The following is a 21,977-nucleotide window of genomic DNA, read 5'->3' on the forward strand; positions in this document are numbered from 1 at the left end:
GGGGGGGGGGCGCCGGCCCGCGCCGGGGGGGGGGCCCCCCGGCGGGGGGGGGCGCCCCCCCCCCCCCCCCCGCGGGGGGGGGGGGGGGGGGGGGGCCCCCCCCACGGCGGGACAGTTCGGCGCCCGGTCAGGCCCCGAGCAGCAGGCGGTATTCGGCCAGCCGGTAATCGGCCCGGATCTCGGCGGTCGGACCGGGGCCGAGCACACCGGTGCCCGGGATGTAGCTCACCCCGGCGTGCGGGCCGAGGGTCAGGACTATCGCGTCCGGGGCCGCGGTGTAGGTCTTGAGCCCGCCGTCGCCGTCGATGAGAGACCGGATGTTGGCCGCCACGATGTCGGCGTGCAGGCCGGCGATCCGGGCCGTCTTCATCTCGGGCACCGCGGTGACGTCGCCCACGGCGAAGACGGTGGGTACGCCCGGCAGCCGCAGCTCCGGCGTGACAGTGAGACGACCGCCGGCATCGCGGGCCCCGGCCAGCGCCGGATCCAGGTAACCGGTGTCCGGCGGCGTACCGAAGGAGTCGAACGTGAAGTCGTGCGGGCCGGCCTGGTCGGCGGTGATCCCCAGCCGCAGCTCGACGCCGAGCGCGCTCAGCTGGTCGGTGAGCTCGCGGCGGAACTCGTCCGGGAACCCGGGCATCAGGACCGGCGACCGGCCGGCCACTGTCACGCGCTTCTCCGGCCAGGCCGACTTGATCTCGCCGGCCAGATCGAGCCCGATCGGGCCCGCGCCGACCAGCAGGATGCTGCCGGCGGCGAGCAGGCTGCGCCGGGTGGCGGCGAACCAGTCCGGGTCGGCCGGGCCGGGCTTGCCCGGGAACGGGTACACGGCGCCGGTCGCCAGCACCACGAAGTCAGCCGGCAGCACCGCGCCGCCGGCCAGTTCGACGCGGTCCGCGCTCACCCGCACCGCCCAGTCGTGGTGCACCCGCCCTCGGTTCAGCAGCCCGTCGTACGGGATGAAGAGCCGCTCGGGCCACTCCGGATCGACCATCGCCCGCAGCGCCGCCACGTTGTGCACGAACGTCTCCCGCGGCTCCACCAGCACCACGTCGGCCACGTCGTCGAGCGTCTTGGCCACGGCGACACCGCCGTAGCCGCCGCCGACCACCACTACCTTCTTCGCATCGGTCATGCCATGACCCTGGTTCCCGGCGCCGGGAACAGGGAGACCGCGGTCAGGCTGGTAGCAGCAGGGACACGATCCGGCCCGGCCGCCTTGTTACGCTCGATCGGTGACCGCCACCAACGAGCTGGGGCTCTTCCTGCGGGTACGCCGTGAGTCGATCAGCCCGGCCGAGGTGGGCCTGCCCGCCGGCTCCCGGCGTCGCACGCCCGGCCTGCGCCGTTCCGAGGTCGCCACGCTGGCCGGTGTCAGCGTTGAGTACGTGACCCGGCTCGAACAGGGCCGCGACCGGCATCCGTCCCCGCCCGTGCTCGACTCCCTGGCCGAGGTGCTGCGGCTGTCACCGGCCGAGCGGGTGCGCCTGCACCGGCTGGCCAACGCGGCCGACCCGAGCTTCAGCTGCCGGGGCGAGGCGGGGCCCTCGCGGCTGGTCCGGCCGGGCGTGCGCGCCCTGCTCGACCGGCTCGAGCCGACGTCCGCGATGCTCGTCAACCACGTCGGCGAGACCCTGGCCTGGACGTCCGGCTGGGAGCGGCTGGCCGGCCCGATCGGCCTGCTCGACGGTGATCCGCCGAGCCTGGTCCGGTACGTGTTCACCGACCCGCGCGCCCGCACCGCGCTGCCGGACTGGAACCGGGTGGCCGACGAGCAGGTGGCGTCGCTCAAGCTGGGACCGCTGCAGGCCGACGCGGCCGTGGCGGCGCTGGCCGCCGAGCTGGCGGCCACGGCGGGCGAGGCGTTCACCCGCCGGGTCCGCGAGGTGCCGGGCTTTCCCACCCCGACGGGTACGCTGCGCCTCGTCCACCCCGCGCTCGGCGAGCTGCGACTCACGTTCGAGACCCTGGACCTCTCCGCCGACGACGCCCAGCGCCTGATCGTTCACCTGCCCGCCGACGCGGCCACGACCGCCGCGCTGGAAGGACCACGGGTGCCCGCCCTCCGTCTGGTCGCCGGCTGACCGATCAGTCCGAGACCAGACGCGACAGGGTCCCGCTGACGAAGTCGCGGCACGTTTCGGCGCTCGGTGTGGCGCCGTCGAAGACCATTCGGCTCATCGTCCAGGCGAAGGCGACCCGCAGGGCCTCGTAGACGAGGGCTTCGTCGAGGTGTTCGCCCCGGGCCAGTGCGTACCGCGTCAGTGCGGTCGCGTTCTCGCGGCAGGACGCCTCGAACAGGCGGCGCATCTGTTCGCGCAGGGCGGCGTCCTGCCGGGCGGCGTCCAGCAGCCCGATCAACGCGGGTCCACTGCGGCCGGTCAATGTGTCGGCCATCGAGGTCAGGCAGGCCCGCAGGTCGCCCTCGACGCTGCCGGTGTTCTTGGCCTCGGCCGGCGCGCAGTCGGCCGCCCGCTGGAGCACGGCGGCGACCAGCTCGGCCTTGCCGCCCGGCCACCGGCGGTAGAGCGTCGTCTTGGACGCCTGCGCGCGGTTGACCACCGCGTCGGTCGTCAGCCGGTCGTAGCCGACCTCGGAGAGCAGCTCGGCCACCGCGTCCAGAATCGCATCGGCTCTGGCCTCGCCACGCGTTCCCATAGGTGTACAGTACCGTATCGTCATGTGTACGGGTTCGTACACATCTTCCCGCACATCGCATTTTCTACTGACCCGAGGGGATCGACGTGACCGATCTGACTGGAAAGACCGCCCTGGTGACCGGGGCCACGGCGGGCATCGGCCGGGCGGTCGCGGCCCGGCTGGCCGAGAGCGGCGCCGACGTCGTGGTGCACGGCCGGAACGCCGATCGCGGGGCCGAACTGGTGTCCGCGATCGCCGGGAAAGGAGGCCGGGCCCGGTTCGTCGCCGCCGACCTGTCCTCGGTCGAGGACGTCGAACGGCTCGCCGCCGAAGCCGGGCCCGTGGACATCCTGGTGAACAACGCGGGCGTGTACGAGATCATGCCGACCCCGGTCACGAGCCCGGCCATCGTCGACCGGCACCTGGCCGTCAACATCCGGGCGCCGTTCCAGTTGGTCGCGACGCTGGCCCCGGGCATGGCCGAGCGAGGCGACGGCGCGATCATCAACATCTGCTCGACCGTGGCCCACATGGTCGCGCCGGTCGGTGCCGTCTACGGCGGGACCAAGGCGGCGCTGGAAACGCTGACCCGCTACTGGGCCACCGAGTTCGGCGGCTCCGGCGTCCGGGTCAACGGGGTCGCACCGGGCGTGACCCGCACCCCCGGCATGGAACAGACGCTGGGCGGCCCGGTCGACGTCATGAACCGGCTGACCGCCCGCGGCCGGGTCGGCGACCCGGAGGAGATCGCCGACGTCGTCCTGTTCCTGGTCGGCGACCACAGCAGCTACGTCAACGGGACAGTGATCAGCGTGCACGGCGGCGAGAGCAGCCCGCTGGCGGCCTGAGCAACCGCGCGAGGCCGACCGGGCCGGCTACTCGAACGAATGCGGTCCGTGGTCGGCGCCGACCCGGTCGTCGAGACGGCGCAACGACTCCCGGACCCCGGAAACGCTCGGGTGCTCGAGGGCCGTGAGCAGTTGCTCGGCCTCCGTCCAGGCGACACGCGCCGCGGCGGGCTGGCCGGCCGCGCGGTGCGTGTCACCCAGATGTACGAGCAGTTCGGCGACGAAGTAGTCGTGCTGCAGGGTGCGGGCCAGCGTGATGCCGTGCTGGTAGCAGTCGACGGCCTCGGCGTGGTGACCGAGGTGGTGGTGGGCGAAGCCCAGACTGTCCCAGGTGCTGGTCGCGCCGTGCAGGTCGCCGTCCGCCTCGAACAGCTCCAGCGCCCGCCGGCAGTGGGACAGCGTCTGCTCGTACTCGCCGAGCATCGCGTGGTACCACCCGATCGCGTTCAGCGCCTCGGCCTGGCCGGGCCGGTCGTCGGTGCCGGCGAAGAGCGCCAGAGCCTGCTTGGCGTGCCCGAGGGCGGGCGCGGGCTGCTTGCGCTGACCCCACATGTACGCCAGGTGGTGCTGCGTACGGGCCTGACCGATGCGGTCGCCCATCGTCGTGAACAGCTCCAGCGCGCGCCGCAGATTGTCGTTCGCCTCGTCCCACCGGCCGAGCTTGATGTCGGCCTGGGACAGGTTTCGGTGGGCGTAGGCGCGCGCCGGCAGTTCGCCCAGGCGGCCGGCGCACTCGATCGCCGTCTGCCAGGCCTCGAGCTGATCGTGCAGATGACCCTTCCGGGAGGAATAGGTGTCCAGCGACCAGGCGAGCTGCCAGGCCAGCCGGTCGAACCCGGTCGCGGCGGCCTGCCTCAGCGCGGCCGCCAGGACGGCATGGTGCCCTCCGAACCAGGCCATCGCGGCGTTGAGGTCCGCCGGCTGCCCCGGACGCGCGCCCTCGGCCGCCTCGCCGAGGGGCAGCAGAATGGGTTCCCGGGCGGGATTGAGCAGGCGATCGGCCGCGTACGCGGTGTGCAGACAGTGATCGAGCAGGCGGACGGTGGCCGCCCGGCGGTCGTCGTCGGCGTCGTCGGCGCGGGCGAGTTCGGCCGCGTACTCGCGCAGCAGGTCATGCTGGCTGTAGCGGCCGGGTGCGTACTCGGTGACCAGGCTGGCCCGGGTCAGCTCGCGCAGCGGTGCGCGAAGGTCCCGCTCGGACCGCCCGGCCAGGCCGGTCAGCGCCGGGACGTCGATGTCGGGGCCGACGGCCAGGCCGAACAGCCGGAACAGCTGGGCCGCGGGCTCGCTCAGGGCGGCGTACGACCACGACAGCACCGCCCGGACGTCACCGGCCGGGTCGCCCACCTCCAACGCGGTCAGCCGGTCACCGGCCTCGCCGAGCTCGGCGGCCAGCGCGCTCAGCGGAAAGTCCGTCTGCCTGGTCCGGGCCACGGCGATGCTCAACGCCAGCGGCAGCCGGGCGCAGGCGGTGATGACCTGGTCGAGGGCGTCGCGCTGGGCCACCACCCCCGGCCCGAGCCGGTTGGTCAGCAGTTCCTCGGCCTCCACCCGGGACAGCAGACCCAGCGGTACGTGGGACGCGCCGTCGGCCAGCAGACCGGTGAGATGGGCGCGGCTGGTCACCACGACCACAACCGTGGCGGTGCCCGGCAGCAGCGGCCGGACCTGCTCGACGTCGCGGGCGTTGTCCAGCACCATGAGCAGCCGCCGGCCGGCCACCACACTGCGGTAGAGGCCCGCCTGCGCGTCGAGCGTGGCCGGCACCCGCTCGGGCGCGACGCCGAGCGCGTCGAGCAGCCCGCGCAGCGCCTCCTGCGGGGAGACGACCTGGCCGGTGGGGTCGAAGCCGCGCAGGTTCACGTAGATCTGACCGTCCGGGAACCGGGACCGCACCGCATGCGACCAGTGCACGGCCAGGGCGGTCTTGCCGACCCCGGGCGTGCCCGACACCACCGCGACGGCCATCGCCGTCTCCGCGAGCAGATTGTCCAACGTATGCAGGGCCAGGTTGCGGCCGGCGAAACCGGGAACATCGGCCGGCAGCTGGGCCGGCACGACGGCCGACGGCACCTCGGCGCCGTCCGGTGGTGCCACCGGTTCCCCGCGCAGCATGGCCTGGTGCAGCTCCCGCAGCGTGGCGCTGGGGTCGGCGCCCAGCTCGTCGGCCAGCCGGCGGCGGAACTCGGCGTAGTAGGCGAGCGCGTCGGCCGGCCGGTCGGCGGCGGCGTACGCCCGGATCACCACATCGGCCAGCGGCTCGGTCAGCGGGTGATCGACCGCGAGCTCGGTCAGCGGTCCGAGCACCGCGAGCGGGCGGCCGGCGCGCAACTCGGCCCGTCCCCACGCCACCGTGGCGGCGAGATACCGCTCCCCGTACGCGTCCCGGGTGCGCTCCACCCACCGCCCGGTCAGCCCGTCCAGCGGCTCCCCGCGCCACCAGCCACGGGCCGTACGCAGCAACTCCAGCGCGGTGACGGGGTCGGCGTCCCGGGCCCGCCGGACGTGGTCGGCGAACCGGTGGGCGTCGACCCGCTCGGGCGCGATGTCGAGAACGTACCCGCTGGAGCGGCGCAGCAGGCGAACCGGCGGCGCGCCGGCGGCGGAGGCCAGCACCCGCCGCAGGTGAGTGATGTGCACCTGCAACACCCGGGTGGCCGTCGGCGGCGGGTCGTCCCACACCCTCGTGATCAGCGTCTCGATGGCGACCGGCCGCCCCGCGTCGACCGCCAGCGCCGCCAGCGTGTGCCGTCGCTGCGGTGGACCCAGCTCGACCGACCGGCCGTCCGCCCAGATCTCCACCGGACCCAGCAGGCGGACCTCCACCACAGCCTCTCCCCCGTCCTCGACCGACCCGATGCCGCCGCTCTCCGGCCGGTCACACCCCCGCCGGCCTGGGCGACAACATTTCGTTAACCGTACGGGACCACACTGAGTGCCACGATCATCGAGCCGGGCCACCGGAACCCGATGCCCGGGGACGTGAACGGACCGGACCATGTAATACGGGGGTGGCCCGGTCCTGTTCACGGCCACCGGGGTGAATCTGTACGTCCGGCCGAGTCCCCGGCCGCCCGGGGGCACGTACAGTTCTGACTCTCCATTATCGCCTCGGTCGCGCCATTCCGCGGTTCCGGCGAATTTCGCGGAATGGCCCGGCGCCTTCCGAACTCCCATTGGCCGCCGAGGAGAAAAATGACAGCCCGCACGTGTGTCGAGTGTGGTCTGCGGGCCGATCGGGACGAGCCGGCCTGCCGGATCTGCGGCGGCCTGGTGCCGGTCTCACCCAAGTGGAGCGGGACCGGCGGCGAGACCGTGGCGTTGCCGTCCGGCGGGTCGATGCCGGCGCCCACAGCCAAGCCCGGCGCTACCGTCGGTGACCGGCTTCGGGTGACCTTCCACCCGGGCGCGCACGTGGTCGAGGTCGGCCGGGGCGACCGGGTCGCGCTGGGGCGGGGGGCCGGAATCTCGCCGTACGCCGAGTATCTGGGCCGCTTCGAGGACGTTTCGCGACGGCACGTCACCCTGCGGGTGGACGCCGCCGGGCGCGCTTTCGTCCGCGACGAGTACTCCACCAACGGTACCGTCCGTGGTGGATCGCGGCTGGCGCCGGGCACCGAGGAGCGGCTCCGCGACGGCGACCGGATCGTGCTCGGCGGGACCCTGTGGGGTGCGGTCGAGTTGCTGGCGGACGAGCCGACGAGCGCCGCCGAACGGCCGGCGCGCTGACCCGGAATACCTCGGCCGATCGGTCGGTGTTCATGTCCGCCGGACCACCGAAGTCCCCCGATTCACATATTTTGATGAGATCGATGATGCTCTAGCCTGACATGGTGTCGGCAAGGTTTGCGGGTCCCGCGTCGTCCTGATCTTTCTGCTGATTCCCGAGGTGATCCTTGACGTTCGTTCTTCACGAGCTGCGCGACACCGTGGCCGTGCGATGGCGTCGCGAGCTGGCCGGTCCGGAACCGTCGGTCCGCAAGCACTGGAACACGAAGGTCAGCTATTACCGCGCCGTCGACACGCTGATCGCCGAGCCCGGTTCCCGCGGTCTCTCCTGGGTGGACATCGTCTCCGCGGTACGCCCGCACGGCTCCCGGACGACGTTCTTCGGCGTCGCCGGGCCGCATGCGAAACGGCCGCTGATCCGGGCCTACCGGTCCGCCCCGGAAGGACCCGTCCGGGCGATCGCCCGCCTCCTCGACCGGGCCACCGTGCCCGAGATGCTGATCGACGAGACGAAGGTGTGGAGCTACTGGCCGCACCGGGTCGGCTGGATGCACGAGCTCTTCCGCGCGGCCGAGGTGCCGCGCCCGGCGGTCGCGGAGTGCCTGATCCGAGTCCTGCTCGATTGGGCCGTCCGGGAGGAAGCGCTCGCGTCGGCCCTCGATCACGCCCCGCCCGCCTGCGCGGTCGAGGACCTGCTGGTGATCCGGGAGCAGCGGATGACCACGGCCGAGGCCGAGCGGATGCTGCGGGAGGCGATCCGGCTGCGGCTGACCGGCGGCTGCAGCACGGACGGCGTCGTCCACCTGATCTGCCGCGAGATCCGGCCGGCGTCGGCCCCGGCGACCGGCAACCGCCGGCTGGCCCAGGCCATCGACCAGCTCACCCGCAACTCCCGGGCACCCTACGAGCAGCGCCGGCAGGCGGTCGAGATGATGCGCGACGCCATCCGGGTGCTCGAGTCGGCGCCGGAGTGAACGCTCGATGCGGCCGGAGGACGATCAGGAGCGCGGGGTCGCGGCCCGGCTCAGCGCCCGCCTGCAGACGCTGATCGGCGCCGGCCGTGACGTGTCCGACTTCGAGGTCCTCGCCGCCGACACCACCCGGCTGCTCGGGCCGGCCCACGAGGTGACGCTGGGCGTCGAGTACGCGCTGGAGTCACGGCGCGACGCCGGGCGTACCCCGGCCGAGTCCCTGCCGGTCTGGTCCGAGCTGCTGGGCCGGGCCACGGCGTCGTTGCCGCCGTCGGACGCGGCAGCGGTCGCCATCCGCTCGCGCCACCGGCATCAGCTGCGCGGCCGCGGGCGCCCGGGTGACCTCGACACGCTGGTCGAGCTGTGCCGGCGCGAGATCGAGCGGACCGGCGCCGGCCCGGGTGACCGGCGGCTGGGTGACGCACGGGCCGACCTGGCCTGGGTGCTGCGCGACCGAGCCTGGTTCGCCGCGTTCCAGCCGGCGCGGCCGCGGCCCGCCCCACGCGACGACCTCGCGGAGGCGCTCGATCTGATCGGCGACGAGGTGCGCCGGCGCAGCGGCGGGGCGGCACCGGACCGGCCGTCGGCCGACGTGGCCCGCCGGATCCAGGCCGAGGTTCTGCTGGCGGCCGGCCGGGACGACCCCGGCGCGGCGGCGCGGGCCCTGGAACTCGCCGAGGAGCTGGCCAAGCTCGAGGACACCGACGACGACCACCGGCGCCCGGCGACCGGCTTCGACCAGCTGCCGCGGGCGCGGGTGCTGCTGGCCGAGGGCCTGCTGCTGACCGGGCAGACCGACCAGGCCACCCGGGTGGCCCGGCTGGCGTACGCGCTGCACGGCACCCCGCCGGTGTTCGACCCGGCCCGGCCTCTGCTGGTGCTGGCCCGCACGGCCGACCGGCCGCAGGCCGTGGCCACCGCCCAGACCGCGCTGGCCCAGCGCCGATCGACGTTCCCGCCGGACAGCCACTTCGTCGCCGAGGCCCACCGGCTCGTCCAGGAACTGGCCTCGTGACCCCGATCGGCGACCCGCTGGCCCTGCTCCCCGGCCTGGCCGGAATGCCCACCGGGGAACTCGACGCGCTGATCGTCGCGCTGGCCGAGCCCGAGCTGCGGCCCACGCCGGCGCATGACCTCGCGCGCGCCCACGCTCTCGGCGCCCGCTTCGACCGCGACCAGGACCCGGCCATCCTGGCCACGGCGGTGCGGGTCTATCAGTCGTGCCCCTATCGCGGCCGGGCCCGGGGCCTGGTCGGGCGCGGGCTGGCCCTACGGCGGCTCCACGCCGGGCTGCGCGGTCAGCCGGTCGACCTGGCCGAGGTGCGGGCGATGGTCGACGACGCCGGTGACGATCCGGTCATGCCCGGGTCGGCGGCCCTGCTGCGGACCATGGCCGACGTTCTCGCGGCATACGCGGACGACCCGGCGTACGACCGTACCGAAGCCTTGCGGCGTCTCGACGACCTGGCCGGCGCCATCCCGCCCGAAAGTCCCACCGCCTGGCTGGTCCGGGTCATGCGCACCGCGCTGGCGGTCAAACGCGCCGGCGTGATCGGCAGTTACGGCGACGCCACCGCCGCCGCCGGGCAGGCGCGTGACCTGCTGTCCCGCGACGATCTAACCCCCACCGACCGGGCGATGACCGAGGCCATGCTGGCCGGCGCGGTGGGCCTGGGCGCGGCCCAGCGCGGTGAGATGGACGGCTTTCCGGCCACGGTCGAGGCGATGAGCGCGATCGTCGGCAAGCTGCCCGCGGGCTACCCGGCCGGCCCCGCGCTACGCCAGACATTGTCCGAACTGGACGGTAGCGTCCGGCCCGAGGACGCCGATGGTCCCGGGCCGGCCCCGGCCGAACGCGCCTGGCGGCTCCTGGTGGCCGCGACCCATCGGGCCCGCTCGGCCATGGACCGGCAGGACCCGGCCGGGGTCGTCGGCGCGATCGAGCTGCTGCGCCGGGCCGATCGGATCGCACCCGGGGGCTACCAGCACCGGCCGTTGATCCTGACCCAGCTCGGCCAGCTGCTCACCGTCCACTACCAGCTCGGCGGCGGCCGGCCGGTGCTGGGCGAGGCGATCCGGCGCCTGAGCACGGCCCGCGAGGAGATGGGTCACCCGGGGCATCCGGTCTGGACGTTCTGCGCCATGGTGCTCGGGCTGGCGTACCGGCTGGACGGCCGGCCCGCCCGGAGCCGGACGACCGGACTGCAGGCGTTGCGCGGCCATGCGTGGTCGGTGCTGCTGCAGGCGGGTACGGCGGACGCGGTGGCCGCCGCCCGGCACGCCGCCGACGACGCCCGGCAGGTGGCCCGCTGGTGCCTGGCCGACGGCGAGCCGGCGACGGCGGCCCTCGCGCTCGACGCCGGGCGCTGCCTGATGCTCTACGCGGCCACGGTCGAGATGGACGTGCCGGCGCGGCTGGCCGGGCTGGGCCGCGAGGACCTGCTGGCCCGCTGGCGCGGCGATGCCACCGACCCCGACCTGCGGGCCGAGGTGCTCACCGTGCTCACCGGCGCGACGCCGTCCGACGCGGCGGTGCCCGAGACGCTGGATCCGCCGGACGTCGCCGAGATCGGCTCGGCGCTGAGCGCGTCACGCGCGGACGTCCTGGTCTATCTGATTCCCCCGGACGATCCGGGTACGGGCGGCGCCCTTCTGGTCCCGTCATCGCAGCTGCACGCGGTCCGGCCGGCCTTCCTCCCGCTGCCCCGGCTGACCGCCGGTGGCCGGGTCGCGGCCCATGTCGACGCCCTCGGCCTCCGGGACGCCGGTGCGGCCGACGCCGATACGGCCGGCGGGGACTGGCGGGCCGGCCTCGACCGGCTGTGCGACTGGGCCTGGCCGGCGGTGATCGGCCCGCTGCTGGACACGCTGGACCGGTGGCCGATCGGCCGGGCGCCCCGCATGGTGCTGGTGCCGCTGGGTGATCTGGCCGCCGTGCCGTGGCATGCGGCCCGCGACCGGGACGGCACCCGGGCGGTCGAGGTCGCCACCTTCTCGTACGCCGGCTCGGCCCGCCTGCTGTGCCAGAACGCCGGCCGTCCGCCGGTCGCCGCGGAGGCGCCGGCCCTGATCGTCGCCGACCCGGACGGGGACCTGCCCGACGCGCGAGCCGAGGCCGGCGCGATCAGGGCCGCGTTCCTTCCCTCGGCCACGCTGCTCGAGGGCGGCGAAGCGACCTCCGGCGCCGTCCGGGGCTGGCTCGCCGCCGGTGGTGGTGCCGTGCTGCACCTGGCCTGCCACGGCACGGTGCGCGCGGGCGTGGACGGCTCGTTCCTGAGCCTGGGCGGCGGACGGCTCACCGCCCACGACATCCTCCGCGGCCGCCGGACGACCGAGATCGGCCTGGTGGCGCTGGCCGCCTGCACCACCGGCGTGCCCAGCGGCGCGTACGACGAGGCCTTCAGCCTGACCACCGCCTTCCTCGTGGCCGGGACCCGCAGCGTGTTCGGCTCGTTGTGGGCGGTGCCCAGCGACTCCACCTCACTGCTGATGTTCATGGCCCATCACTACCTGTGGGCCGAGGGCAAGCGCCCGGTGGACGCCCTCAACCACGCCCAGCGCTGGATGCTGAACCCGGACCGGAAGGTGCCGCCGACGATGCCCGTGCCGCTGCGCGCCCTGCTGACCGGCCCGATCGACGACGTCACGGCGTGGGCCGGCCTGACCCATCAGGGCTGTTAGGTCGCGTCTCGTGGATCAGTCGAGTGCGAGGCGCGGTTCAGAGTGTGGCGCGTCGCCCGCGGCGCGCCCTCATCCTGGTTTCGGATGTGGGTGTGTCGTGGGCGCTGTCAGGTGCGCTCTGGGCACGCCGTAGCCCCGGCTGATCCACGAGACGCGACCTACCGACCGTGATGAGTGAAGGCGGCCCAAGCGATCGGGTCGGCCATGTGCGGGCCGGAACAGCTGCGGGCCAGTTCCGGCGGCATGCCGGAGGGCGGCTTGCGGTGCGGGTCGAGCATCCACAGCTGGGCCTGGTGCAGGGCCTCGGCCGGGGTGCAGCCGCCCGTGTTGAGGTGGTGGTGCACGAGGAACATCAGCACCGAGGTCTGCTCGTCCGGCACCGCCCACAGCGAGCCGAACCCGGTGCGGGCGCCGGCGGCCAGGAAGGCGGTGGTCAGGCTGAAGGCCTCGTCGTGGTCGGCGCCCGGCCGCCCCGTCGTGCAGGCGGCCAGGTAGACCTGCTCGATCCGCAGGTCGGCCGTGCGTGAGGCGTCCAGCAGCCGCCGCGCGGTGAGCTCGCCCCCGGCCAGCCGCAGGGCCGCGTCGGCCGGATGCGCCGGATCGGCCCGGCCGTGGCAGGCCAGATGCAGCAGCGACGGGCCGGGGGCGGCGGCGGTGATCCAGTCCAGGACCCGCCGCGGTGTGCCCAGTTCGCCGCCCGCGCCGAGGAAGGTCGCCCGGGGATAGAAGGCCTCGCCCACCGCCTTGGCCTCCAGCCCGGCGGACGGCAGATCACCGGTGGGGTCGCCGACGATCAAGACCGATTTCACGGTACGCGCGGCCGCCCGCGCGCTCTCGGCGAAGGCGCGACCGGAGACCGCGTACGAGAAGATCGCCTCCTGGACGGCGTAGTGCCGCTGGTCGCCGTCGGCCCGGAAGGCCGCGTGCCACGGCACCGGTGACAGCGCGCCCATCGGCACCAGGACCAGGCGCAGCGGGCCGTCCGCGCGGGTGATGCCGGCCCGGTGCAGCAGCGGCTCCATCGCGGCCGACCAGGCCCACCGGCAGAGATCGTCCAGAGTGGACGCGACCGGGTCGTCCACGCCGTCGACCGGTCCGGCGTCGCGGGCGCCGCGCACCTGGAAGGCCGGCCCGGCATCCCCGGCGCCCACCCTGGAGGCCGGCTCGGCGGCCCGGGCGCCGCGCACCTGGAAGGCCGACCCGGCATCCCCGGCACCCGCCCTGGAGGCCGGCTCGGCGGCCCGGGCGCCGCGCACCTGGAAGGCCGGCCCGGCGTCCCTGGCGCCCACCCTGGAGGCCGGCTCGGCGGCACGGGCGCCGCGCACCCGGGCCGTGTGCCCGGCCAGGGCGGACCCGGGACCGGCGAACAGCCCGGGCAGGACCAGCATCGTCGTCTCGCCGGTGGCGGGCACGATCACCGCCGCGCCGGGGCTCTCCTCGCCCGACGGCACGAGGTAGACCAGCGCGTCGGCGTCGACGGCGGCCAGCCCGGCGCGTAGCTCCGCCGGGGAGACCGGCTCCGGCGCGCTCAGGTCGAGCACGCTCAGCACCCGGGCCCGCAGGTCGTCCGGCACCCGGAACCAGGGACCGTCCGGCTCGGCGCCCGAGGTGAGGTGGGCCGTCTCGCTGACCGGATCGCCGGTGAGCCGGTCGCGCCCCTGTCCGGCCGAGGCGAGCCACTCGGCGGCCAGGTCGGGGTGGCCGGCCTCGGTCAGCCGGTCGGCGACGGTCCGGGAGACGGTCGCCGCGTGCAGCACCGTGCCCCGGCCGGCGTCCAGGGCGGCGACGAGGTCGTCGACGGCGCCGTCGGACTGGCACCAGCCGGCCACCCGGCGGGCCACGGCCGTGACGTCGGAGGCCACCACCACCGCGTCGTCGGTGCCGGCCTGGAGCATCACCTGCCAGGCGAAGCCGCGGAGGCCGGCCAGGCCCCACCGGCGGGCGTCGGCCCGGTCGCCGCCGGTCACGTGCCGCAGTGCCTCGGCCCGGGCCAGGGCGAACGACGTCCACCGGGGATGGTGCGGGCCGCCGGTCAGGTCGAGTCCGTCGGCGGTCCAGTCCAGCACTCGGCGCGCCGCGTCCTGGTCGCCCGGCTCGTCGCGCAGCACCGCGGTCCCGATCGTGCCGCCGAGCCCGAGCGCCATCAGCCGCAGGACGTGGCCGGGTGGGTACACCGCCAGCAGCATGTCGACACGATCGGCACACTCGCGCAGGGTGGCCACGTCGTGTCGGCAGATGGCCGCGAGCGTGGGACCCAGCAGCGCGCGGAGCGCATGGTCGGCCGCGGTCACGTCGCCGGGCGGCACCGGTGTGTGGTCGACCGGCCGGTAGCGTCCGTCGATGCCGGTGAACATCGACTCGATCATGGCCAGGAACGCGACGTAGGACTGCCGGGCCAGGAACGACGGCGGATTCCCGCGGATCTCGGCCAGCAGCGCGGCCAGGTCGTCGCGGACGGCCGGATCGCCCTGCTGAGCGCGGTCGGCGAGGTCGAAGGTCCGGCCGAGCCGGTGTACCTCGGGGTCGGCCGAGGCGCTGAGCCGGTCGATGGCCTCGCGCAGCAGCCGCCGGTCGCCACGCCGGATCGCCTGCGTGGCCATGAACAGTGTCGCCATGTTCCGCAGGTCGGACTGCTCCCCGGGGTCGGCCGCATCGTCGCGCAGCGGCTCGAGCAGCAGGTCGATGCCTTCCTCGGGCAGGTGGACGCCGGACCGGGCCTGGTCGACGAACCGGCCCAGCGACTCGAAGACGGCCAGCGCACGGCTCCACTCCGGCGGCGGATCCGGCAGGGTCCGGCCGAAGGCGGCCAGTTCGCGGATCCATCCGGTGTCGACCACGTCGAGGTGGAACGGCCACGCCGCGATGGCCGAGACCATCATGGCGGCGGCCAGGCGTATCCGATCCTCGTGGTCGCCCGCGCCGCCCGACCACGCCGCCCGGGCCTCGTCCATCTGCCGCAGCAGGACCGTGGACGAGGGCGGCACGTGGACCGGGTCGTCCGCCGACTCCGCCTCGACCAGTTGCCGGGTCAGGTCGAGGCGTTCGATGTGGGCGAGGACCAGCCACTCCGGCGGCAGCGTAGGTTCGAGGCCGCGGTCCAGGTCGCGGACAGCGTGCGCCAGATCGGACGGGTCGCCGTCCAGCTGCCAGCGCAACCGGTAGGCCAGCCCGAGCGGCCAGCACACCGGCTCACCACCGGCAACGGCCTGCTCGAGCATGGCTATCGACGCGCTGACGTCGGCCCGGTCGCCGGCGGCCTCACCCCGCTCCCCCAGCAACTGGCCGCACTCGGCGAACCCGGCGGGATGAGGGACCTCGGCCAGCACCCGCCGCCAGCAGTCGATCGCCCGGTCCCGGTCGGCCGGGTCGTCCCGGTCGGCCCAGCGGTACTGGTAGGCGTTGGCCAGCGTGAACCGCACCGGCATGTCGTCGTCGTGGCCGCTCAGTCGCTCGCCGAGCTCGATCGCGAGATCCAGATCGCCCGGAGCGTCGTCCTCCACGGCTCGTTCCAGGTGCGCCTCGGCCAGCATGGCGCAGGTCTCGTGGTGATCCGTCGAACCCGGCGCAAGCTGGTGCAACCGTACGGTCAGCTGATCGATCTCGGCGTCCAGCTCGGCGCTCATATCGGCACCTCGGTCACCACGCTCAGCACGGCGGTGGCCCAGTCGTAGGGGTCGTCCGGGCCGGCGCCGGCGTCCCTGGTCATCGCCACCGGGCCGGGCACACCGCGACTACCCGCACCGTCCAGCGCGTCCTGCTCGAAGGGCCGCCCGCTGAACTCCTCCTCGGCGACGATCAGCTTGAGCCGGTCCTGGGTCGAGGCGCCGGGCCCGGGCGCCTGCCCGGCCGGCAGGCTGAACTGGACCGGGCGGCCGGCGAGCGCGGCGCCGCGCCGGTGGGCGCCGAGGAACGCGCCGGGGAACAGGGTGGCGTGGATCCGGTAGCGCCCGGTCAGGTTGAGCAGGACACAGTAGAGCGGCCGGGCGGTGGTGTTGTGCAGCCGGACGAACACGGTCGGCGGCACCAGGACGCCCCGCTCGACGCGGTAGCGGAGCCGGTACACCCCGTCGGCCCCGGCGCGCAGGGCCGGACGGTCCTCGGGCGCGCCGCGGTCGCCGGGCTGGGCGGCGACCAGCTCGACGCGTACGCTCCCGGCGATCGCCGACGCGGGGTTGGTCAGCGCCTCGACGTGGCGCCAGCGGGCGATCCGCTCGCCGACGCGGATCGTGCGCCGGGCCAGGCGTACCGAATCGTCGTCGGCGATGTCGGGCGCGAGCGCCGACCGGTCCGAGCCGAGCACGCGCATCAGCCCCGGGCCGGGTGCCACCACCCGCAGGTCGGGAACCACCCGCTCGTCCGGGCCGGTGCGGCGCAGCCAGGGCGAACCGGCCGCCGCCCGGCCCAGCTGCTCGGCGGCCTCGCCCCTGACCTCGACCGCCAGCGCCTGGGCGGGCCGGGGCAGCCGGGTGAAGACGACCTGGAACTGACGGCCGGGGTCGGGCGTCCAGCCGTCCGGTTCCACGACCGACCGATCGACCAGCACCGACACCACCCGGGCGGCCCGCACCGGGCCGTCCCCGGCGACCGCGACGCGGGCCGGGCCGGCCGTCTCCGGCGGGACACCGTGGCAGCTGCCGGCGTCGATCTCCCAGCGCCGCTCGACGCTGCGCATGGTGATGCCGGACGCCGGAGCACGCAGCCGCCCACCCAGGAACGGCTGGTCGGCCGGTTCGTCGCCGGCCAGCTGCGGCACCTGGAAGCGCACCCGGTTCTCGACCGAGCACCGGGCCGCGGCCAGCAACTCGCGGTAGGTCGCGCCGGGGCCGAGCTGGTTGAGGGCGTCCAGCAGGGCCCAGCTGAACAGCCCGCGGGCCTCTCCCCCGTTCACCGGCAGCTCGTTGGCGGGCTGGTCGGAGCGGCACGCGGTGAGCGCGACGAGCCGGCCGCGGTCGGGCAGCGCCGACCAGCCGGCCCTCAGCTCGGGGATCAGCCGGTCGGCCGCGAGCACCCGGGCGGCGGGAGCGACGCGCCGGACCCGGGCGGCCGGCTCCGGCACGGCCCGGACCACTCCGGCCGCGTGGCAGTTGTCCAGCACGGCGGCGACGTGGGCCCCGGCCGACGCCACCCGGTCGAGCAGGACCGACAGCTCCTTGTCGTACAGGTCGGGGACCTCGCCCTCCCGGGAGTCGGCGCAGACCAGGGTCTGCAGCCGGCCGTCCGGTTCGAGATGCCAGACCTCGGGGGGCGCCGCGGCGACCGAGCCGTGCCCCGAGAACCACAGCAGCGCGCTGTCACCGGCCCCGGCCCGGCCCAGGTGGCCGCGGATGCCGTCGATCACGGCGTCCCTGGTCGCCTGCCGGTCGTGCAGCTCCACCGCCCGCAGGTGGTCCCGGTCGACGCGGGACCGCAGGTAGGCCCGGGCGGCCCGGACGTCGTTCACGCAGCCGCTGAGCGGAGGCACGGCCCGATAGTCGTCGATGCCGATCAGCAGCGCGTAGACGGTGCTCACGGGGCGGCCGGGCAGTAGATCCAGGCCTGTTCGAGAAAGCCCTTGTCCGGGAGGTCGACGGTGACCGGGCGGAACGCGTCCGGCGGCGGATGGTCGCCGGTCGCGAGCACGTCGGCGTACAGCACGTCGGGCACGCCGAGCACGTAGTCGGCCCCCGGGTGCTCGGTCAGCGCCGCCCGCAGCGGCGTCGCGTCGAGGAGGCGGTGCGCCGCGATCGCCGCGCGGCCCACCCACCCGTTGTCACCCTGCTTGACCAGGCCGCGGTGCAGGGCGACGCGCAGCCGCATCCGGTCGTCGGCCACCGCCGCGTTGCGGGCGGCGAGCGCACCGGCCAGCCCCCGGATCAGCCGCGGGATCGCCTCGCCCTCGTCCAGGCCGACGGGCAGGACGGTGAACTGCCCGTCGCCCTGGGGCTGCGGATCGACGTCCGCGGGCCCGATGCCGGCCGCCGACCGGCCGGCGGCGAGGACGCGGACCAGGTCGCGCTGGATCCGTTCGGCGGCGGTCGGTCCCCGCCGGCTGTACGCCACCACGTCGGCGGCCATGCACAATCGCACCGCCGCCGCCCGCCCGGAAGTGGCACCGGGGATCCGCAGCCGGACCGGCGTCCGGTCGGCGGCGCCGGCCCGCCGCCGGAACAGCCCGGCCAGATCCACCTCGACCCCCAGCGTTCCGCTCACCTCGGTGACCCCGGCCGGCACCTCGAGCACGGCGTGCGTCGCGTACGTACACGGCAGCGCCGCCGCCGTCCGGGGCACCGCGTAGTGCCAGCCGAACCGGGCGCTGTGCACACCGACGGTCCGAGCGGCCGGGCGATCGGCTCGCAGGCCCAGCCGAACCGCCAGGCCCGGGCGGGCGGCCTCGGTCACCCGGACGCCCATCGGGGTCACCGCCCCGTCCGGCACCAGGCCGAACTGGTCGCCACCGGAGTGCACCGCGACCGCCGTGACGCCGGAGCCGGTGAGGTCGGCCGAGAACCGGACCGTCGCGTGGTGGTAGCCGTGCGGCGGCTCGTCCAGGTCGAACGCGAACAGCGCGCCGACGTACCGGTGGCCGGTCGCGGCGGCCCGGCTCCGCAACGGCCGGCCGAGGTCGTCGGCCGGCAGCGGGTAGAGCAGCGGGCGCCCGTGGCGCAGACCGAGCCGCAGGCCCCCGTCACCACGGACGTCCGGTGCGGTCAGGGTGACCGCGGCGAGCACCTCATCGGCCGATAATGGCGTTTCCGCATCTGTTTCAATGCCGGATCTCATGTCATTCCTCGCCCTCGCCGCCCGTTCGCCCCGCAGCATCTTCACATGCGGAAGCGAGGACGACAAGAAACCGATCTTGACGGCATGATCAATTGATTCCGTGAATTTCCGCGCTTCCGCGGAATGGCCGATCCGGGCGGAACGATGACCTGTTTGTCCTGGTGGAAAGCGGACGTTCGGAACGGACGGCACGTTCGGCCAGTGCCGCCGGGCTGAATGGGTGACGCACGTCGTTGACCGCATTCCACCGAGTTGACAAAGGTACGGAAACGAACTCCGACGTGGCTCGCGCAGCAATTCTGCTGTTAATGTCGGCCGCACCTGATCGACGTGACGGGGAGTTGAATTGGAATTCGCGCGACGACGGCGCACAGAGGCGCGCCTCGATCCACGGCCGGCTTCCGTGGATCAGCACCGGCACGGGAACCGGCCGGACCAGCGGCAACGCCGCAAGCCCCGGCACGCCGGCATCTTCGAGGCCGTCCATCGCCTCGACGCCGGCCTCGACGAGGCGGCCCGGGCCAACCTCGTGGGGTGGATCCGGGCCGAGTACCAGAGCGAGTTCGGCGACGTACCCCTGGGCATGTTCGCGCTCTGCCACCTCGGCCCGCCGTACGTCGACCACCGGCTCGATCTGTGGCGCTCGATCGTCGAGCACTACGCCCCGGCCGACCCGGTCCCCGACCCGTTCGCCGGCGCCCGCATGCTCGTCCGCTCCGGCGCGTACGAGTTCGTCGAGGTCTACGCGAGCGGCGAGCTCCGGCCGATCCTGCCCGACGGCACCGCCGTGGAAGGGGCTCACTGATGGGCGACACCGATCACGTCCTCCGCGGCCAGGTCGAGCGGGTGGAGAACCTGGCCCTGCGGATCGACCAGAACGTGGGCCAGGTCGAGATGCGGGTCGCCAACGTCGGCCGGCGCACCGACGAGGCCGTCGACCGGCTGCAGCGACTGGAGCAGACGCTGCTGGCGTACATGCTGGAGTCGCAGCGCACCGCGAACGTCCAGCTGGCACAGACCCGGGTCGGCATCACCGAGGCGCGGCTGGCCAACGAGTTCGGCCACTACAAGGTCGTACGGCGGGTCGCCCGCGGCATGCTCGAGGGCTTCGACCTCGGCCTGGTCTCCGACGACGTCATGCGCGAGGCCGGCGAGCAGCTGGTGATGGAGACGCCGGGGTACTGGCTGGCGCCGATGCTGGTCGGCCTGCGCGCCTGGCTGTGGGACGACCCGGACCGGTGCCGGGCCGCCATGGAGGAGGCGTTCCGGCGCTCACCGGCCAAGACCTCGCTCTTCATGGCGCTGACCCTGCGGCGGCAGGGCCGCGGCGAGGGCTCGGTGCGCTGGCTCCGGCACTATCTGGCCGCCCTCGATCCGAGCAGCCTCGGTCGCGAGTTCGCGGTCGTTCTGGAAAGCGTGTCGCACGGCGCGTTCGGGCCGTCCGGTGTCGCGCTGGTGCAGGAACGGCTCGACGTCTGGCGCGCTCAGCTGTTGCAGGACGAGTCGCGGCAGGTGGCCCAGGTGGCGCGCTGGCGGGCCGAGCTCGAACGCTACCTGGCGCCGTCCTCGGCCGAGCGCTACCCCCGGCTGGTGGCCGTGTCGCCGCAGTGGCCGCAGATGGACGAGGCCCTGCGGCGGGCGGGCGCGCACGAGGCGCTGATCCGCCGCTACGCCGCGCTCGGCGCGGCCGGGCTGACCTCGCCCGAAGCCCTCGAGGACCAGGTCGACGACATCCTGGACCGCCTGGTCACCGGCTATGACGAGGAGGAACTGCCGCTGCGCCGGGAGCACGCCCAGCACGAGGCCGTCATCCGTAACGGCGGAGACCTGGCCGCGGCGCAACGGGACCTGGACACCGACCTGCTGGCCCTGGACCGCACCCTGGACTACCTGACCATCCAGACCGAGTCGGCGCTGGCCCCGGAGAAGCTGGGCGTCTCGGACGCGACCCAGCGGATGGCGGTCTCGTCCTGCCACGAGTGGTTCTCCCAGGCCCACCAGCAATACAGCCTGGAGTACCGGCAGGGCCTGCCGGCCAATGTGGACGCGGTGTTCGAGGGCTCGCACAACGCCGCCGGCACGGTGTTCCAACTGCCCCGCTGGGTCGGCTCGTTCACGCAGCCGGTCGAGGCGCTGGAACGCTCGCTGGCGACGCACTGGGACCAGGCCGCGCGTCCGTTCATCGACGGGCTCGCGTACCGCTGGGGAACCAACCTGATCGCCCCGATCGCCGTCACCCTCACGCTGATCCTCTGCACCGCGGCCACGCGACAACCGGTCGGCATCCTGATCGCGTTGCTGGTCGGCGGCGGCTGGGGGCTCTTCCTGTGGAGCCGGGCCCAGTCCGCGGCGAGCCGGCAGGCCGAGGTCCGGCAACTGCTCGACCGGGCCAAGCAGGACTCGCTGCAGCAACTGCGCGCGGCCGGAGCCGAGGTCGTCGACTGGACGACCGACTTCCAGCGCGCGGACGGCCGCGCCGCCGACGTACGGACGATGATCGCCGACCTCGCCACGGCCGGCGGCCCGGCCACACCGTACGAGCGCCGCGTCGCCGGCGCCGCGGAGAGGAGCCTGACATGACCGAGCCCGCCGCCATCCCGGCCCCGCGCGTCCCCGACGACAGGGCGGCGACCCCGCTGTTCGCACCGGCCGTCCCGGAGGAGAGCGTCCCGTGGGCGCAGCAGCGCCAGGGCCACGAGCCGGTCACCGGGCGCAGCCGGCGTCGTCTGCACGACCTGCCCGGCTGGGATCCGGAGCCGCCCGGCGAGATCCACGTCCGCCGCCGATCGGAACCGTGACCATGTGGATCAGGGAGGGCACGTACCACGCCTGGGCCACGTTCCTGCGGAAGTGGAGCGAGGGCGCGGCCGGCGATCCGGCGGGGCTGCCGGCGCTGTCCCCGGCCGATCTCGCCGGTGACACCTGGGCCCGGTTGACCAATCACCTCACCGAGGCGCTGAGCCAACGGCTCACCACGTGGTCCGGCACGCTCGCGCGGGAGCTGGTGGCGGCGCCCGACGAGTTCGCCGCCGCCCGGGCGCTCAACCACGCGCGGTGGGGTCTGCCGCCGATCCGCGCGCTCGCCTCGGCCCCGGGTCTGCCGCCCGAGGTCCGCACCCGGCTACTCGACCTGGTCGACGCGCAGATCCGCTCGGTCCAGGAGCAGATCGACCAGCAGGTACGCCAGCAGCGCGGGCCCGGCGTACCGGCCTCGGTCGTCGAGGCCCGGCTCCGCACCGTACGCGACAACCCCCTGACCGCCGTCCTCGGCGACGCGCACCCGACGGGCGGCGGCTGGTCCGCCGGGCCGGCGACGTCGCCGCGGCGCCGGGTGTTCCCCGCCTGATCC

The 21,977-nt window shown here is 74.6% G+C and carries 16 protein-coding genes; 10 read left to right on the forward strand and 6 right to left on the reverse strand.

Going from position 1 to position 21,977, the window contains the following annotated elements:
* Positions 1-127: 127 nt before the first annotated feature.
* Positions 128-1,135: an FAD-dependent oxidoreductase gene (locus ACGFIO_RS27295; RefSeq protein ID WP_392829845.1), complete on the reverse strand. Its 1,008-nt coding sequence runs from the start codon at positions 1,133-1,135 to the stop codon at positions 128-130.
* 100 nt (positions 1,136-1,235) lie between these two features.
* Between ACGFIO_RS27295 and ACGFIO_RS27300 the strand changes: the two genes are divergently transcribed.
* Positions 1,236-2,084 (forward strand): helix-turn-helix transcriptional regulator, encoded by an 849-nt coding sequence (locus ACGFIO_RS27300; RefSeq protein ID WP_392829847.1) that lies wholly within the window; start codon positions 1,236-1,238, stop codon positions 2,082-2,084.
* Between the two features lie 4 nt (positions 2,085-2,088).
* Here the strand turns inward: ACGFIO_RS27300 and ACGFIO_RS27305 are convergent, their stop codons facing one another.
* Entirely contained in the window at positions 2,089-2,658 is a 570-nt protein-coding gene (locus ACGFIO_RS27305) for a TetR/AcrR family transcriptional regulator (RefSeq protein WP_392829848.1), read from the reverse strand.
* Positions 2,659-2,744: 86 nt separating this feature from the next.
* Here ACGFIO_RS27305 and ACGFIO_RS27310 point away from each other — a divergent pair, with 86 nt between their 5' ends.
* The gene (locus ACGFIO_RS27310; protein ID WP_392829850.1) at positions 2,745-3,488 is read left to right on the forward strand and encodes an SDR family NAD(P)-dependent oxidoreductase; all 744 of its coding nucleotides are present in this window, start codon (positions 2,745-2,747) and stop codon (positions 3,486-3,488) included.
* A gap of 27 nt (positions 3,489-3,515) precedes the next feature.
* Here the strand turns inward: ACGFIO_RS27310 and ACGFIO_RS27315 are convergent, their stop codons facing one another.
* Complete coding sequence (locus tag ACGFIO_RS27315; protein ID WP_392829852.1) at positions 3,516-6,317, reverse strand: BTAD domain-containing putative transcriptional regulator; 2,802 nt, start codon at positions 6,315-6,317, stop codon at positions 3,516-3,518.
* Positions 6,318-6,683: 366 nt separating this feature from the next.
* Between ACGFIO_RS27315 and ACGFIO_RS27320 the strand changes: the two genes are divergently transcribed.
* From ACGFIO_RS27320 to ACGFIO_RS27335, 4 genes are all read left to right on the forward strand, one after another.
* Positions 6,684-7,217 carry an FHA domain-containing protein gene (locus tag ACGFIO_RS27320; protein ID WP_392829853.1) on the forward strand — a complete coding sequence of 178 codons (534 nt, stop codon included), beginning with the start codon at positions 6,684-6,686 and terminating at the stop codon, positions 7,215-7,217.
* Positions 7,218-7,384: 167 nt separating this feature from the next.
* Positions 7,385-8,191, forward strand: a complete 807-nt coding sequence (locus ACGFIO_RS27325; protein ID WP_392829855.1) for a hypothetical protein — start codon at positions 7,385-7,387, stop codon at positions 8,189-8,191.
* Between the two features lie 7 nt (positions 8,192-8,198).
* A complete protein-coding gene (locus ACGFIO_RS27330) occupies positions 8,199-9,203 on the forward strand; it encodes a hypothetical protein (protein ID WP_392829856.1) in 1,005 nt (334 codons plus the stop codon).
* Positions 9,200-11,869: a CHAT domain-containing protein gene (locus tag ACGFIO_RS27335; protein WP_392829858.1), complete on the forward strand. Its 2,670-nt coding sequence runs from the start codon at positions 9,200-9,202 to the stop codon at positions 11,867-11,869. The genes ACGFIO_RS27330 and ACGFIO_RS27335 overlap by 4 nt, the downstream gene beginning before the upstream one ends.
* Positions 11,870-12,027: 158 nt before the next feature.
* Here ACGFIO_RS27335 and ACGFIO_RS27340 read toward each other — a convergent pair whose 3' ends face one another.
* Genes ACGFIO_RS27340 through ACGFIO_RS27350 form a run of 3 tightly spaced genes read right to left on the reverse strand, consistent with a single transcriptional unit; the run spans position 12,028 to position 18,628 of the window.
* Positions 12,028-15,492, reverse strand: coding sequence for a CHAT domain-containing protein (locus ACGFIO_RS27340; RefSeq protein WP_392829860.1), 3,465 nt, complete (start codon positions 15,490-15,492; stop codon positions 12,028-12,030).
* Positions 15,489-17,378 (reverse strand): caspase domain-containing protein, encoded by a 1,890-nt coding sequence (locus ACGFIO_RS27345; RefSeq protein WP_392829862.1) that lies wholly within the window; start codon positions 17,376-17,378, stop codon positions 15,489-15,491. The genes ACGFIO_RS27340 and ACGFIO_RS27345 overlap by 4 nt, the downstream gene beginning before the upstream one ends.
* Entirely contained in the window at positions 17,375-18,628 is a 1,254-nt protein-coding gene (locus tag ACGFIO_RS27350; RefSeq protein ID WP_392829864.1) for a hypothetical protein, read from the reverse strand. Before ACGFIO_RS27350 ends, ACGFIO_RS27345 begins: the two co-directional genes overlap by 4 nt.
* Positions 18,629-19,031: 403 nt before the next feature.
* Here ACGFIO_RS27350 and ACGFIO_RS27355 point away from each other — a divergent pair, with 403 nt between their 5' ends.
* Genes ACGFIO_RS27355 through ACGFIO_RS27370 form a run of 4 tightly spaced genes read left to right on the forward strand, consistent with a single transcriptional unit; the run spans position 19,032 to position 21,974 of the window.
* Positions 19,032-19,433, forward strand: coding sequence for a hypothetical protein (locus ACGFIO_RS27355; protein ID WP_392829865.1), 402 nt, complete (start codon positions 19,032-19,034; stop codon positions 19,431-19,433).
* Positions 19,433-21,208 (forward strand): hypothetical protein, encoded by a 1,776-nt coding sequence (locus tag ACGFIO_RS27360; protein ID WP_392829867.1) that lies wholly within the window; start codon positions 19,433-19,435, stop codon positions 21,206-21,208. Before ACGFIO_RS27355 ends, ACGFIO_RS27360 begins: the two co-directional genes overlap by 1 nt.
* Positions 21,205-21,426, forward strand: coding sequence for a hypothetical protein (locus ACGFIO_RS27365; protein WP_392829868.1), 222 nt, complete (start codon positions 21,205-21,207; stop codon positions 21,424-21,426). The genes ACGFIO_RS27360 and ACGFIO_RS27365 overlap by 4 nt, the downstream gene beginning before the upstream one ends.
* Positions 21,423-21,974 carry a hypothetical protein gene (locus tag ACGFIO_RS27370; RefSeq protein WP_392829870.1) on the forward strand — a complete coding sequence of 184 codons (552 nt, stop codon included), beginning with the start codon at positions 21,423-21,425 and terminating at the stop codon, positions 21,972-21,974. Before ACGFIO_RS27365 ends, ACGFIO_RS27370 begins: the two co-directional genes overlap by 4 nt.
* Positions 21,975-21,977 lie beyond the last annotated feature (3 nt).

The sequence above is a fragment of the Actinoplanes sp. NPDC049265 genome, assembly GCF_043197135.1.
In the GTDB taxonomy this organism is placed as follows: domain Bacteria; phylum Actinomycetota; class Actinomycetes; order Mycobacteriales; family Micromonosporaceae; genus Actinoplanes.